This window comes from Bradyrhizobium sp. U87765 SZCCT0048 (assembly GCF_018131225.1).
In the GTDB taxonomy this organism is placed as follows: domain Bacteria; phylum Pseudomonadota; class Alphaproteobacteria; order Rhizobiales; family Xanthobacteraceae; genus Bradyrhizobium_A.
Map to the genome: position 1 here is coordinate 779,284 of NZ_JAFCMM010000001.1, position 14,597 is coordinate 793,880.

Sequence of the window (14,597 nt, forward strand, 5' to 3'; positions counted from 1 at the left end):
CCGCACTCCCATACGTGTTTACTGCATCAGTGGCCGTCGCCCTTCGAGGGCCGCGCCTTGCGCGGCCACCTCAGGGGGACGGATTGGATGCTCTGGAGCTTTGCCTGCCTAAGGCAGCGGTGCCCATCCCCAGGCTCTAAACGTCTTCCGGCCGGTCGACATAGACGAGCCCCGCCTTCTGCAGCGTCTCGCGCATCCTGTACATGTCGAGGCCGAGTTCGCCGGACGCCAGCCGCGCCCGCTTGCCCTCCTCCTCGGACTGGCGCTTGAGGCCTTTTGTGGCAACCTCGGCGGCCTGCGCGCGCGGGACCACCACGACACCATCGTCATCGGCCACCACCACGTCGCCCGGCGTCACCAGCGCGCCGGCACACACCACAGGCACGTTGACGGCGCCGAGCGTCGCCTTGACCGTGCCCTTGGCGGAGATGGCGCGCGACCACACTGGAAAGCCCATCCTGGTGAGCGCCTTGATGTCACGGCAGCCGGCATCGATGACCAGACCGACGACGCCACGCGCCACCAGCGAGGTCGCGAGCAACTCGCCGAACATGCCGTCATGGTTTTCGGTGGTCGTGCCCACCACGAGGATGTCACCCTTGCGGCACTGCTCGACCGCGACATGCAGCATCCAGTTGTCGCCAGGCTGCGCCAGCACGGTGACGGCCGTGCCGGCCACTTCCGCGCCCGGCCAGATCGGACGCATATAGGGCTGCATCAGGCCGAAGCGGCCGTAGGCCTCGTGGGCGGTGGAGACGCCGAGGCCGGCGAGCGTCCTGACGGAGGCTTCGTCCGCCCGCGCAATATTCCTGACGACGACGGTCTTCATGCCAGCTCTCCCACCACGGCCGGGAACAGCCGCTGATACGCCTCGCCATAGGTCATCGGCGTGCCGGCGTTGCGGCCGCCCTGGACGCCGCGGTTGAGCGCGACGCGGGTGTAGTACTCCCAGAGATGCTTCTGCGCGGCGAGGACCTCGAACGCCCGGCGCTTCTGCTCCCAGACCTCGTCGATGTTGAGGATCACCTGGGGCTTGAAGTTGCATTGCTCCGGCTGGTGCGGCTCGAACAGGAATACCGGTGGCGCCGCATAAGTGTACTTGGCGCCGGGCTTGTGGCCCATCGCCTGCGCGACCACGCGGGTCTCCTGGGCAAAGTGCGCGGCGGTCGGATGGTCGAAATTGTAGGGGTCCTCCAACGCGTGGGTCAGCACGAAGGACGGGTTGAGCTGGCGGTAGACGTCGACCATGCGGTCGAAATGCTCCTCCTTGAGGCGCAGCGGATAGTCGCCGACGTCGAAGAACTCGATCTCGGCGCCGAGCACCGCGGCGGCGCGCTCGGCCTCGTCGCGCCGGCCGGCCTTGACCTTCTCCAGCGTCGCCCCCGCCTCCTTCCAGGCGAACTGGCTTTCGCCGCGTTCGCCATAGGACAGGCAGACGATCTTGACGCGATAGCCCTTTTTAGCATGCAGCGCGATCGCCCCGCCGGCGCGCCAGACGAAATCGCCGGGATGGGCGGTGACCACGAGGCCGGTCTTGGTGGTGGCCATGTTGTGTCCTTTCCGTATTGAACAGGTTGGAAGATGATCAGGCGGTGGGCGCCGGCTCTCCGTCGAGAACCCTGCGCATCTGCGTCATGTCGAGCGCGTTTTCCCACCTGGCGATGACGATGGTCGCGACCGCATTGCCGACGAGGTTGGTCGGCGTCAGCGCCTGCGACATCAGGCGATGCACGCCAAGCACCAGCGCGACGCTCGCCACCGGAATGGTGCCGCCCGCCGCCAGCGTCGCCGCCAGCACGACAAACGCCGCGCCGGCGATTCCCGCCGCGCCCTTCGAGGTGACCAGCAGGATCAGCAACAGGCCGATCTGATGGCTGACGTCGAAGTGAGTGTTGGTGGCCTGCGCCAGGAACACGGCAGCGGTTGCCAGATAGAGACAGGTGCCGTCGAGGTTGAACGAATAGCCGGTTGGAATCACGAGACCGACAATGCTCTTTTCGCACCCCAGTGCCTCGAGCTTGCTGATCATGCGCGGCAGCACTGTCTCCGACGAGGTCGTCGCGATGCAAACTAACAGCTCTTCCCAGATGTAGCGGATCAGCTTGAGGAGATTGGCGCCGCACAGCGCCGCGATCGGTCCCAGCACGATGGCGATGAAAATGATGCAGGTGACGTAGAAGCCGCCGATCAGCTTGCCGAGCGAGGACAGCGAGCCGACGCCGAACTTGCCGACCGTGAACGCGATGGCGCCGAACGCGCCGAGCGGCGCCGCCCACATCACGATGCGCACGAGCCCGAACACCATCCTGGCGGCGACCTCCAGCACATCGGTCATGGGCTTTGCCTTGTCGCCGAGCCAGATCAGGGCGAAACCGCACATCACCGACAGGAACAGCACCTGCAGGATATGCCCCTCCGCAAAGGCGCCGACGAAGGTGTTGGGAATGATGTTCATCAGGAACGGCACGAAGCCGACCGCCGACGTCTGCTTGACGTAGGGTTCGATGACGCTGGGATTGATCGTGGAGACGTCGACGTTCATCCCAGCGCCGGGCTGCCAAAGGTTGACCGCGACGAGGCCGATGATCAGCGCGAACGTCGTGACCACCTCGAAGTAGACGATCGCCTTGATCGCCACCCGCCCCACCTTGGCCATGTCGGCCATGTGGGCGATGCCGTTGACCACCGTGCAGAAGATGATCGGCGCGATCAGCATGCGGATTGCCTTGATGAAGGCGTCGCCGAACGGCTGCATCTGGGTCGCCAGATCCGGCCGCCAGACGCCGAGCACGATGCCGAGCGCCATGGCGACCATGACCTGGACCCACAACTCCTTCCACCATGCCTTCGTCGGTCGTCGAGCGGCAGTCGCCTGCGTCATCGAGATGCTCACCTATCGTTTCCCCTGTCTTTGTTGTTTTGGCGCGTTGGCGCGGATCAGAACTCGAACAGCCGCGCCGGATTATCGACCAGCACCAGCTGCTGCCACTCCGGCTCGGGCAGGAACAGCGGGATCAGGTCGACGAGATCGCCGTCGTTCGGCATCACCTTGACATTGGGATGCGGCCAGTCGGTGCCCCAGATCACCCGGTCCGGCGCTGTCTCGACAATCTTGCGCGCAAACGGCACCGCGTCATGGAACGGCGGGCCGCTTGACGATACCCGCTCGCAGCCGCAGACCTTGACCCAGCACTTGTCGTCGCGCTGCATCAGGTCGATCAGGGTGCGGAACGGCAACTGGTCGAGTCCGTCGGACGCTTTCACCCGGCCCATGTGGTCGATGGTGTAACGCACCGGCAGCTTAGCCAGGAGATCGGCATATTCCGGCAGGTCGATGGCATCGAAATGCAGGTCGACGTGCCAGCCGAGCGGCGCGATCATCGCGACGATGCGGTGAAACACGGCCATATCCGGCACGCCGCCGAGATGGCGCACGAAGTTGAAGCGGCAGCCGCGGAAGCCGCCCTCGTGCAGCTCACGCAAGCCCCGCTCGGTAATGGTGCCGTCGATGTTGGCAACGGCGCGGTAAGTGCCGCCGCTGGCGGCGATGGCATCGAGCGCGACGCGGTTGTCGGTGCCATGCACGCTGGCATTGACGATCACGGCACGGCCGATGCCGAGCTTCTTGTGCAGCGCGCGGAAGTCGGCGAGCGGCGCGTCCGGCGGCGTGTAGGGCCGGTTCGGCGCATAGGGATAGGTGTCATGCGGCCCGAAGATGTGGGTGTGGGCGTCGCAGGCGAGCGGCGGCAGCTTGAATGCCGGCGTGCGGGTGTCGGGGTCGGGTCCGGGAATGGTCGGCTTGAGCATGGCGATCCCTGTGTGGTCGTTGTCATCCGGCGCGCGGGACAGCCGCGCGCCGCGTGGTCATTTGCGCCGGCGCCAGAACAGCCGATTCGGATTGGCGACCAGCAGCTTGCGCTGCGTGTCAGCCTCGGGCGCGTAGAGCGGAACGAGATCGACGAGATCGCCATCGTTGGGCATCACCTTGACGTTGGGATGCGGCCAGTCGGTGCCCCAGATCACGCGATCGGGCGCATTGTCGATCAGGGCCCTGGCGAACGGCACCGCGTCATGAAACGGCGCGCCAGTGGCGGAGGCACGCTCCAGGCCGGTGATCTTGATCCAGCACTTCTCGTCCGCGCGCTGCAGCGCCAGCAACGCCTTGAACTCCGGATCGTCGAGGCCCTTGCCGGCATCAATGGTGCCCATGTGGTCGATCACATAAGTCACCGGCAGCGCCTGCAGGATCGGGGCAAATTCGCGTACGGTGCCCTGCTCCAGGTAGATGTCGACATGCCAGCCGATCGCCGCGACGCGATCGACGAGGCGACGGAACACCTTCATGTCGCCGACACCACCGAGCCGCTTCAGGAAGGCGAAGCGGCAGCCGCGGATGCCGGCCTTGTCGAGGGCGCGCAGCTCGGCGTCGGACATGGCGTCATTGATGTTGGCGATGCCGAGATAACGGCCCTCACTCTGTGCAATTGCGTCGGTGACCACGCGGTTGTCGAAACCGTGAACCGTGGCGTTGACGATGACCGCCCGTTCGACACCGATCCTGTCGTGCAGGCTGCGAAACATCGCAAGCGGCGCGTCCGGCGGCGAATACGGCCGCTTCGGCGAGAACGGATAGGTCGCGGCGGGACCGAAGATGTGGGTGTGGGTGTCGACACTGCCGGCGGGCAACCTGAACTTCGGCGTCCGCGTGTCGGGATCGGGCCCAGGAATCGCGGGAATCGTGGGAATCGCCCGCGCCTCGCCATCCGCGGCAGGCGCCGGCGGCAGACCTCCGGCCCAAGCTGCAACGCCGAGCCCTGCACTTCCCGCCAGCAGATCACGCCTGCGCATGCCGTTTTCTCCCGTATTCTTGTTGTTCGCCGGCCCTATTTGGCAGTCGCCACGCGCTTGGCCGCGCGCGCCGCCGGCCGGCCGGCACTCGCCGCGACCGGAACATCGCCCACGCCGGGCGCCTGCAGTGACGCCACCGTCGAGGCGACCAGTTCCTCGATCGCATGGGCGACATCGGACCCGTCTGCCTCGCCCCGCGACAGCCGCGTCACCCGCTCCGGCGTGATCAGCGTGTAGTAGAGGGCGCCGAGCAGGAACTGGCAGCGCCACACCACCGTGGTGAGCGGCAGGTGCGGCAGGCTCTCGCGGATCGCCGCGATGAAGGTCTGGGTCGTATCGTCGAAAATCTCGGCGATGATCCGCCCGACCACCGCATTGCCCTCCGCCGACATCACCGCGCGCAGCCGCGTGAAGCGCGCACCGCCTCCGGCAAGATCGCTGCTGGAGGAGAACGCCGGCAGCACATAGGCGCGCACGATCGCCTCGAGGCGCTGCTGCTGGTCGTTGATCCGCCTGGCCGCAACCAGCAGCTCGATGCGGCGCTGGTTCATCGGCCCGCAGTGACGGCGGTAGATCTCGAGCAGCAGGCCGTCCTTGCTCTTGAAGTGATAGGTGACGCTGCCGGGATTGGCGCCCGCGGCCTGGGCGATGTCGCGGATCGAGACCGCATCGTAGCCATGGGTCGAGAACAGCTGCTCCGCCGCGCTCAGGATCGCTTCCCGCATGTTCGGGTTCCGCGCCATCCCCTCGCCCTCGCTCCACATCCAGAGGTTCATGAAACAGCGGACGGCCCGGTTGCCGTCGCCCGCGTTCTTTTGTACATCTGTACAAAAGATATGGTCTTGTCAATAAGACACGTCCGTCGCCCTCAGGAGCAGCCATGACGCCGGAACCGATCCTCGATCTTGCCCATCTCGGCCACATGGAGATGCTCACCCCCAAGCCGGACGAGAGCCTGAAGTTCTTCGTCGACGTGATGGGCATGACCATCAGCGGACGGCAGGGCGACTCCGTCTACCTGCGCGGCTGGGACGACTACGAGCGCGCGACGCTAAAGCTGACGGCATCGAAAACCTCGGGCATGGGTCACATGGCGTTCCGAGCGCGCAGCCCGCAGGCGCTCGAGCGCCGCGTCGCCGCGTTGAAGGGATCAGGCCATGACATCGGCTGGATCGAAGGCGATCTCGGCCACGGGCCGGCGTTCCGCTGCCATGATCCCGACGGCCACGTGGTCGAACTCTATTACGAGACTGAGTGGTATCAGGCCCCGCCGGAGTTGAAGCCGGCGCTGAAGAACCAGGCGCAGCGCTTCCCTGCCCGCGGCGTCAATGTCCGTCGCCTCGACCATCTCAACTGCCTCGCTGTCGACATCAAGGCCAACCGCCTGTTCTTTGAAAACTATCTCGGCTGCCGCCTCACCGAGCAGATCGTGCTGAACGACGGCACGGAGGCCGGCATGTGGCTGACGGTGTCCAACAAGACCTACGACTTCGCCTACACCCGCGACCACTCCGGCACGAGGGGCCGCTTCCACCATGTCACCTACGCACTCGACAGCCGCGAGGAGATTTTACGCGCCGCCGATATCTTCCTGGAGAACGGCATCCACATCGAGACCGGCCCGCACAAGCACGCCGTGCAGCAGACGTTCTTCCTCTATGTCTACGAACCAGGCGGCAACCGCGTCGAAGTGGCGAACGCCGGCGCACGGCTGATCCTGGCGCCGGACTGGAAGCCGATCGTGTGGACCGAGGAGGAACGCAAGAAGGGCCAGGCGTGGGGATTGAAGACCATCGAATCCTTCCATACCCACGGCACGCCGCCGGTGTGAGGGGCGGCGTTCGACTGCTCCGCTCTACGTCGCTCTATTCTCTACTCTCTCTCGCAACACAGACGCGCTCTCCCCTCATCCTGAGGAGGCGCGTAGCGCCATCTCGAAGGACGAGGCCACGGCGCGTTTCGCAGGCACTGCGGCCTCATGGTTCGAGACGTGCAGCTACGCTGCGCTCCTCACCATGAGGAGTAAAGCGTTCATCCGGTCTGCGTCCTGCACGTGCGGACGGACGTGGCCCGTCCGAAGGCGCCGCCCCGCATCCGGCGTCCAGCGCGTCAGCCGTGTCCCTCATGCCCACCCGCCGCCGGATGGGTCAGCACCGAGTCCGGCGGCGTGGTGTCGCCGGCGCCGAGAGAGCGCTGCATCATCACGGTGGCCGCCCAGTGGCCAAACTTGTAGCCGATCGCCGGCAGGTAGCCGACCTGGCGGAAACCGCAGCTCTCGTGCAGGCGGATCGAGGCCGCGTTGGCGGCGTCGATATAGCCGATGAGCTGGCGATAGCCGGCCGCCGCGCAGGCATCGACCAGCGCCGGCAGCAGCACCCGCCCGACGCCGGCGCGCAGGTGGTCGTGGTGGACATAGATCGAGTGCTTGGCGGTGTAGCGATAGGCCGGCCGCTTGCGGAACAGCACGGCATAGGCGTAGCCGACGATGACGCCGTCGATCTCGGCGACGATGTGCGGCAGGCGACGGCTGCGCATGTTCTTGCGCCGCTGCTTGAGGTCGTCGGGATCGAGCGGCTCGGACGCCTGCACCGCGCCGGGCTCGACGCCATGACGCACATGATAGCGGTAGATCGCCAGCATCGCGTCGACATCCTCGTCACGCGAGGCGCGGATGGTGACGATCGGCGCCGGCCCCGCGACGGCCGACACGTCGAGACCGGGTTCAGCCATCGCGATCACTCCCGCACGACATAGGTGTGGAAGCGGATGACGCCGCTGGCATCGACCTCGCGATAGAGCCCCTGGATTTCGGCGCCGAAGCCCGGAAACAGGTTTTCCGCCCGCTCGAACGCCTTTAGGTAGGCGATCATCGGCTTCGCACGCTCGGTGATGCGCTCGCCCGGCACGATGGTGGCGATGCCCGGCGGATAGACCACGAACAGCGTCGTGGCGATGCGCCCGTCGATCTCGTCGATCGGCAGATAGTCGACATCGTTGCGCACGAGATAGCGCGAAGCCTGATATGGCGTCATCGCCGGCTCCGGCAGATGCTCGGCGCGGAACTGGGCCTTCTGCAGCTCGCTGATGTTGGCGGAGCGGTAGAACGCGTGCATCTCGCCGCAGAGGTTGCGCAGGCGCACGCCGCGATAGCGTGCCGGCCGCCGCGCCACGAACTCCGGCATCACATCGTCGAGCAGCGCGTTGTCGTCGTGCAGGCGCTTGAAAGCGACGAGCGCGCTGACCAGCGTGCCGGCCTTGCTGGACTCCACACCCGGCGTCAGCAGGAACAGCAGCGAGTTGAGGTCGTTCTTCTCCGGCACGACGCGGTTCTCGCGAAGATACTGCGCCACCACCGGCGCCGGAATGCCGTGCGCCTCGTACTGTCCGGTGGTGCGGTCGAGCCCCGGTGTCAGCAGGGTCAGCTTGTTCGGATCGGTGATGGCGAGCCCCGGCGCGAGGTTCGCAAAGCCATGCCAGGCCGCTCCGGGCTTGAACTCCCAATAGGTCGCCTTGCTGGCGAGCTGATCGGTGGACAGGCTTTCCCACGGCACGTCATGCGTCCCGCCCTCGCGCGCGACGTCGGGGATCGACACCCGGTCGGGCACGAACGGATCGAAAAACCAGCGGCGGACCGGATCGCTCTCCTTCTCGTCGAACTCACGGCGGACGGCGCGCAGCTTCTTGCGTAGCTCGATGCCGAGACGAATGGTATCGTCCCACAGCACTTCGCCGGAGCGGCCCTTCATCATCTGCGCGCCGACGTCGAGCGAGGCGAACAGCGGATAGAACGGCGACGTCGAGGCGTGCTGCAGGAAGCTCTCGTTGAAGCGGCGGTGCTCGACGCGGCGGCGCTGGCCCTTGATGTGGCGATCCCTGACATGGATCTGCGACGCCTGCGAGAAGCTCGCGAGCTGCTTGTGGGTCGACTGGGTGGCGATGATGCCGGGCGCGTCCGGTCCGAGCTCGCGCAGCCCCATCGCGAAGCGCTCGGCATAGATCGGATGGAATTTCATGAAGCCGGCCCAGGCCTCGTCGAACAGGATATAGTCGCAGAGCGGGCCGATCTTCTCCAGCAGCTTCTGGGCATTGTAGATGGTGCCGTCATAGGTGCACTGCTCGATCACCGCGACACGGAACGGCCGGCGGCGGGTCGCCGCCTCCGGATCCTTGACCAGCGGGCTCGCCGCGATCGCCGCGCGAATGGTGGCCTCGTCGAGCGAAGCGGGCGTAATCGGGCCGATCAGGCCGTAGGAATTGCGCTCGGTCGGCAGGTAGACCGGCGTGCCGCCCCCGAGCAGCAGCGCGCCGTGATGGGCCGCCTTGTGGTTGTTGCGGTCGAACAGCACGAGGTCACCCTCGGCGACCAGCGCCGACAGCACGATCTTGTTGGACGCCGAGGTGCCGTTGAGGACGAAGTACGTCTTCTCGGCGCCGAAAATGGTGGCGGCCTCCTTCTGCGCCTGCAGCGCCGGCCCTTCATGGGTCAGGAGGTCGCCGAGCTCCAGCACCGAGTTGTCGAGGTCGTCGCGAAACACCGCTTCGCCGAGGTGCTCCATGAAGATGCGCCCGATCGGGCTGCGGCTATAGAAGATGCCGCCGTTGTGGCCGGGACAGGTCCAGAGCTGGTTGCCCTCCTCGGCGAAGTCCGACAGCGCGCCGAAGAACGGCGTCTTGAGGGTCTCGGCATACTGCTTGAGCCGGCTGACCAGGTTCTTGGCGATGAATTCCGGAGTTTCCTCCGCCAGGAAGATGTAACCGTCGATGAAGTCCAGCACCTCGACCGGGATGTCCTCGAAGCGCTTGCGGCGTACCAGCAGGACGATCGGCATCTCGAGGCCCCGGCGACGCATCAGGGCGATCAGGGACGCCGCCTTGCCTTCCAGGCCCTTCTTGCCCCAGTCGACCACCATGCAGCCGATGGCGGCGTCGGTCTGCACCGCGATCTCGGCGTCCTCGATGCGCCGTGCCTTGACCACCTGGAAACCCATGTGCTCGATCGCGGCCATGATCTGCTGGAGCCGCAGCCCCTCGAGATCGTCCGCGTCGAACACCGGCGCCGAGAAAAGAAAAGTGAAGCGTTGGAAGAAGTTCATGGGTCCGCCACGGGTCCTGGGGTGGGAGGCTGGTGCGACATTTGAGGACGAAGATGACAGCGATATGACTGACGGCGGGGGATCGTCACCGCCGCCCCGAATGGTGCGCAGTCCATTGGCCCGGCGTCGAGCGGACGGCCGCAACCACCACTGAGTCGGTCCGCCGCCCGGCCACGGCTAGGACCGCGCCGCCTGCCCCGGCACGCGGCGCACCCGGCGCGGCGCGGCCATCCAGATCGCCAGCGCGGCGACGACACAGCAGCCGATGATCACCAGGAATGCAAGGTCATAGCTGCCGGTCCGGTCCTGGATCGCCCCGGCCATCCACGGGCCGATGGCGCCACTGCCGATCAGCGCAATGCCGAGGGTGCCGAAGATCGTGCCGTAGTGCGGCCCCTCGAAAATCTCGGCGACGATCGGCCCCATCACCGACGGCAGGGCATAACCGAAGAAGCCCTGCGCAAAGACCATGGCATAGAGCAGAATCACCGACTGCACGTGCCCGAGGGCGAGCAGCGCGGCATAGGACGCCGCAAAGCCGAGGCAGCCCGCCGTCCACACCCATTCGCGGCCGATACGGTCCGACAGTGCGCCGAGCAGGATCTGGCCGGGAATCGCGACAATGCTGACGGCACCCAGCGCCCACGCCGCCATGATCGGCGAAAAGCCAATCTCAAGCAGATACTTGGTCTGGTGCACCTGGATGGCGTACCAGGCGACCAGCGCCAGACTGTAGCCGAACGCGATCCACCAGAACCGCGCCGTGCGCATGGCGCGGGAGAGCGTCCATTCGACCGCCGCCCAGGCCGGGTCCACGACCGTCGCAACATGCCGCGTCGCCGTCGTTCCGCCGGCCACGCCGCCATCCGGCTGCTGACCGACATCGGCCGGCCGCTTGCGGATGAAGATGGTGAGCGGCGTGATGACCAGCAGCACGACAAGGCCCATTGCGGTGCACGAAGCCCGCCAGCCATCGGCCAGAATGATCCGCTGCAACCAGGGCAGCAGCACGATGGCGCCGACCCCGGCGCCGGCGAACGCGATGCTGATGGCGAGGCCGCGCCGGCGCACGAACCAGTATGGCAGGAACTGGGAGTGCACCGTGTAGGTCATCATGTTGGCGCCGCCACCGACGGCGACGCCGAGGGTGGCGTAGAGCTGCCAGGGCGTCGTCACCCACGGTGCCAGCAGCAGGCCGGCCGCCATCAGCGCCGTTCCCGTCTGGATCACGATCCGCGGTCCACGCGCATCGACGACCCGGCCGACCAGCGGGCTGACGATCGCCGACACCAGAAAGCCGAACGAGAACGCGCCCGCCGCGACACCGCGGTCCCACCTGAACTCGTCGATGAGCGGCGGCAGCAGCAGCGAGAATGCCGTGCGCGCGGTGACGCCGACGCCCATGGTGACGAAGGCGATGCCGACGATCAGCCAGCCGTAATAGAATGGCAGCCGCGACGACCAGTGCTGCGGCGCTTGCGCGGTGTCCGATGTCACGTGTCGTTTCCTTCAGGCCGACTGGACCAGGCGCTTGATCACAAGCGCGATGGCCGCATGGTAGGGTTTGGCGTCGGCGCCGGCCTCGATGGCGAGCGCCGCGCGGTCGAACGCCGCCGACAGCAGGTCGGCGAGCGCCGGCAGTTGTGCGGACGAGCCGATGGCGGCCTGCAATCCCTCGCGCAGCGTCCGCGCCGCCGTGTCGTCGTCGAGCGCCCTGATCTCGGCAACGCCGAGCACCGACGGCCCTTCGATCAGCAGCAGCCGGGTGCGGCCGGGCACGGCCATCGCATCGAGATAGGCGACGCCACCGGCCAGCAGCGCATTGACCGGCGACGCCTTCACCGGCGCGGCGCGCTGCTCGATGTCATGGGCGACCGCTTCCGCCTCGGCCGCCACCACCGCGCGGAACAGCGCCTTCTTGTCGTCGAAGTGGTGGTAGAGCGCGCCACGGGTAATGCCCGCAGCGGCAACGATTTCCGGCGTCGAGGTGTCGGCGTAGCCCTTCGCGACGAACAGCGCGCGCGCCGCCTGCAGCAGCGCGGCGCGGGTCCTCTCGGTGCGGTCACGGTTGGTGCGGGCAGCCTCTTGCATACATACAGCCTGTATGTTAATTGCGAAAAACATACAGACTGTATGTCAGAGTCGCGGGACTGACCATCCTGTCGCAAGGAGCATCGCCATGCAGATCACGAGTTTCTATCCGGTCATCATGACCGGCGACGTCGGAGCGACCGCCGACTTCTACAAGACGTACTTCGGCTTCACGGAGATGTTCAGCAGCGACTGGTACGTCCACCTGCAGTTCGCCGGCAACGCCGACGTCAATCTCGCGGTCCTCGACGGCGCCCACGAGACAATTCCGCAGAGCGGCCGTGGCCGCGCCAGCGGCCTGCTGCTGAACTTCGAGGTCGAGGACGCCGACGCCGTCTATGCGACAGCCCGGGCGGCAGGCCTGCCGATCCTGCAGGCGTTGCGCGACGAGGCCTTCGGCCAGCGCCATTTCATCACGTCCGACCCCAACGGTGTGCTGATCGACGTCATCACGCCGATCCCGCCGAGCGCCGAATTCGCCGCCCAGTATGCCGACGGCGCCCTGCCGGGCTAGATCGTTTCAGTCGCCCCTCGCCCGTGTGATCGCATCGGCGAACGAGCGGTCGAGGACCTCGTCGGCCACGAGCCGCCGCCCGATCAGCCCGGCGCGGTGGTAGAGATCGATGGTCTGCTGCTCGCCGGCAACGACGCTGTCGTCGATCGGCGTCACCTCGATGCGCGCCCGCTGCAGCCAGTGCTGCGCCACCTCGGCCGGGATGCCCATCAGACGTCCCCAGCTCGCGGCGTAGTCGGCGACATGGGATCGCGACCAGGCGCGCGCCGCGGTCTGCCGGCGCACGAAATCGTCGAGTGCTGCACGCTGGTCGCGGATCGCGTCCGGCCGCGCGATAATGAAGCTCAGGCCAGGCGTCAGCCCCTCCGCCGTCTGGATGCGACGCGCGCCGAACAGCACCTCCTCCTGGCTGACATAAGGCTCCCATGTCGACCAGGCATCGACCGAGCCGCGGGTATAGGCGACCTTGGCGTCGGATGGCGCGAGGAAGGCGAGCCGCACGTCGGCGACCGCCAAGCCATGAGCCTCCAGCGCGGCGAGGATGAGCTGATGGCCGATCGAGCCGCGGCCGGTGGCGATGGTCTTGCCCTTGAGATCCGCGAAGCTGCGGATCGGCGAGTCCTTCGGCACCAGGATCGCCAGTCCTTCCTGGGACTGACGGATGGCGGCGACCGCGCGCACCGGCGTCCCCGCCGCAACGGCAAAGGTGAACGGCGCATCGCCGACGAGGCCCGCGTCGATGGCACCGGCGCCCAGCGCCTCCAGCAGCGGCGCCGCGGCGGGAAACTCCTTCCACTCGATCCGGTACGGCACGTCCCTGAGAACGCCGGCGGCGTCCATCACCGCCTGGGCGTTGCCCTTCTGGTCGCCGACCCGCAGCGTGACCTGCGCGGCAGCGCTGCCGGCGAGCGCGAGCAGCAATGCACCGGCGGCGACGAGGACGCGGATCATTCTGCAGCCACGCCCCGCCCGGCCTGCCGCTCGGCGATCAGCGCCCGCGTCAGCGGGATCAGCTCGCGGCCATAGTCAATGGCGTCGATCAGCGGATCGAAGCCGCGGATCAGGAAATGGCTGATGCCGAGATCGTAATAGTCGCCGAACACCTCGGCGACCTGCTGGGGCGTGCCGACCAGCGCCGTGGTGTTGCTGTTGGCGCCGGTGAGTTTGGCGATCTCCGTCCACAGCCGCTTGTCGATGCGGGTGCCCTGCTCCGCCAGCGCCAGCAGACGCTTCGCACCGGCGCTGGCACGACCATCGGCCGGACGGCGATAGCCGGTCTGATCCTGCAGCGCCGTGGCACGCTCCAGGATCGCCTCCGCCTTGGCCCACGCCTTCTCCTCGGTCTCGGCGATGATCGGCCGCACCGACAGGCTGAAGCGCGGGGCCGGGCGTCCATGCCGGGCGGCGGCAAGCCGCACCCGCGCGGTGACGTCACGCACCTGGGCATAGGATTCCCCCCACAGCGCGAAGGTGTCGGCATGCTTGCCGGCGACCTCGATCGCCGCATCCGACGCGCCGCCGACAAAGATCGGAATGCCCTCGGCGCGATAGGGCTTGACGAGTGAGAAGCCCTGCTCGACCTGATAGTACTTGCCGCGATAGTCGAATGGCTTGGCGCTGTGCCACTCGGCGCGCACGACGTCGAGGAACTCGTCGGTGCGGGCGTAGCGCTCGTCCTTGTCGTCGAGGATGTTGCCGTCCTGGCGCAGCTCGGCCGCATTGCCGCCGGTGATGATATGCACAGCGACACGGCCACGCCAGAGCTGGTCGACGGTGGCGAGCTGACGCGCCAGCAGCGTTGGCGCCGTAAAGCCCGGGCGCTGGGCGATCAGGACGTTGAGGTTTTCGGTGACGCCGAGGACATGCTGGCCAACCTGAAGGCCGTCCGGAATGGACGAGTGGAAGGCGAGGAGCACGCGGTCGAAGCCGGCGTTCTCATGCGCCTTCGCCACCGTCTCGATGTGATGGCGGTCGAGCACCGGGCCGGCGCGCACGATGGTTTCGGAGGCGTTGTTGTTGCTGATGTAGCCGATGAATTCCACGGACATGGT

14 protein-coding genes are annotated in these 14,597 nt (G+C 66.9%); 2 read left to right on the forward strand and 12 right to left on the reverse strand.

Features of this window, described 5'->3' with window-relative positions:
• Positions 1-136 precede the first annotated feature (136 nt).
• Genes JQ639_RS03390 through JQ639_RS03415 form a run of 6 tightly spaced genes read right to left on the reverse strand, consistent with a single transcriptional unit; the run spans position 137 to position 5,573 of the window.
• Entirely contained in the window at positions 137-829 is a 693-nt protein-coding gene (locus JQ639_RS03390) for a 4-carboxy-4-hydroxy-2-oxoadipate aldolase/oxaloacetate decarboxylase (protein WP_211969405.1), read from the reverse strand.
• Positions 826-1,548 carry a PIG-L deacetylase family protein gene (locus JQ639_RS03395; protein ID WP_211969404.1) on the reverse strand — a complete coding sequence of 241 codons (723 nt, stop codon included), beginning with the start codon at positions 1,546-1,548 and terminating at the stop codon, positions 826-828. The genes JQ639_RS03390 and JQ639_RS03395 overlap by 4 nt, the downstream gene beginning before the upstream one ends.
• A 37-nt stretch (positions 1,549-1,585) precedes the next feature.
• Positions 1,586-2,881 carry a C4-dicarboxylate transporter DctA gene (gene dctA / locus JQ639_RS03400; protein WP_211969403.1) on the reverse strand — a complete coding sequence of 432 codons (1,296 nt, stop codon included), beginning with the start codon at positions 2,879-2,881 and terminating at the stop codon, positions 1,586-1,588.
• A gap of 56 nt (positions 2,882-2,937) precedes the next feature.
• Positions 2,938-3,807 carry an amidohydrolase family protein gene (locus JQ639_RS03405; RefSeq protein WP_211969402.1) on the reverse strand — a complete coding sequence of 290 codons (870 nt, stop codon included), beginning with the start codon at positions 3,805-3,807 and terminating at the stop codon, positions 2,938-2,940.
• A 57-nt stretch (positions 3,808-3,864) separates the two neighbouring features.
• Positions 3,865-4,848: an amidohydrolase family protein gene (locus JQ639_RS03410; RefSeq protein WP_211969401.1), complete on the reverse strand. Its 984-nt coding sequence runs from the start codon at positions 4,846-4,848 to the stop codon at positions 3,865-3,867.
• Between the two features lie 35 nt (positions 4,849-4,883).
• Entirely contained in the window at positions 4,884-5,573 is a 690-nt protein-coding gene (locus tag JQ639_RS03415) for a TetR/AcrR family transcriptional regulator (protein WP_249123524.1), read from the reverse strand.
• A gap of 155 nt (positions 5,574-5,728) precedes the next feature.
• Between JQ639_RS03415 and JQ639_RS03420 the strand changes: the two genes are divergently transcribed.
• Positions 5,729-6,679: a catechol 2,3-dioxygenase gene (locus JQ639_RS03420; protein WP_211969400.1), complete on the forward strand. Its 951-nt coding sequence runs from the start codon at positions 5,729-5,731 to the stop codon at positions 6,677-6,679.
• A 278-nt stretch (positions 6,680-6,957) separates the two neighbouring features.
• On the opposite strand, the gene JQ639_RS03425 is transcribed toward JQ639_RS03420, so the two are convergent.
• The 4 genes from JQ639_RS03425 to JQ639_RS03440 all read right to left on the reverse strand — a co-directional run bounded on the left by JQ639_RS03425 (position 6,958) and on the right by JQ639_RS03440 (position 12,032).
• Positions 6,958-7,578, reverse strand: coding sequence for a GNAT family N-acetyltransferase (locus tag JQ639_RS03425; protein WP_211969399.1), 621 nt, complete (start codon positions 7,576-7,578; stop codon positions 6,958-6,960).
• Positions 7,579-7,583: 5 nt separating this feature from the next.
• Positions 7,584-9,941 (reverse strand): Orn/Lys/Arg family decarboxylase, encoded by a 2,358-nt coding sequence (locus JQ639_RS03430; RefSeq protein ID WP_211969398.1) that lies wholly within the window; start codon positions 9,939-9,941, stop codon positions 7,584-7,586.
• A gap of 177 nt (positions 9,942-10,118) precedes the next feature.
• A complete protein-coding gene (locus tag JQ639_RS03435; RefSeq protein WP_211969531.1) occupies positions 10,119-11,345 on the reverse strand; it encodes an MFS transporter in 1,227 nt (408 codons plus the stop codon).
• 105 nt (positions 11,346-11,450) lie between these two features.
• On the reverse strand, positions 11,451-12,032 hold the full coding sequence (locus JQ639_RS03440) for a TetR/AcrR family transcriptional regulator (protein WP_211969397.1): 582 nt from the start codon (positions 12,030-12,032) through the stop codon (positions 11,451-11,453).
• A gap of 88 nt (positions 12,033-12,120) precedes the next feature.
• Here JQ639_RS03440 and JQ639_RS03445 point away from each other — a divergent pair, with 88 nt between their 5' ends.
• Positions 12,121-12,546 (forward strand): VOC family protein, encoded by a 426-nt coding sequence (locus JQ639_RS03445; RefSeq protein WP_211969396.1) that lies wholly within the window; start codon positions 12,121-12,123, stop codon positions 12,544-12,546.
• A 6-nt stretch (positions 12,547-12,552) separates the two neighbouring features.
• Here the strand turns inward: JQ639_RS03445 and JQ639_RS03450 are convergent, their stop codons facing one another.
• Positions 12,553-13,497, reverse strand: a complete 945-nt coding sequence (locus JQ639_RS03450) for an ABC transporter substrate-binding protein (protein ID WP_211969395.1) — start codon at positions 13,495-13,497, stop codon at positions 12,553-12,555.
• Positions 13,494-14,594 carry an LLM class flavin-dependent oxidoreductase gene (locus tag JQ639_RS03455; RefSeq protein ID WP_211969394.1) on the reverse strand — a complete coding sequence of 367 codons (1,101 nt, stop codon included), beginning with the start codon at positions 14,592-14,594 and terminating at the stop codon, positions 13,494-13,496. Before JQ639_RS03455 ends, JQ639_RS03450 begins: the two co-directional genes overlap by 4 nt.
• Positions 14,595-14,597 lie beyond the last annotated feature (3 nt).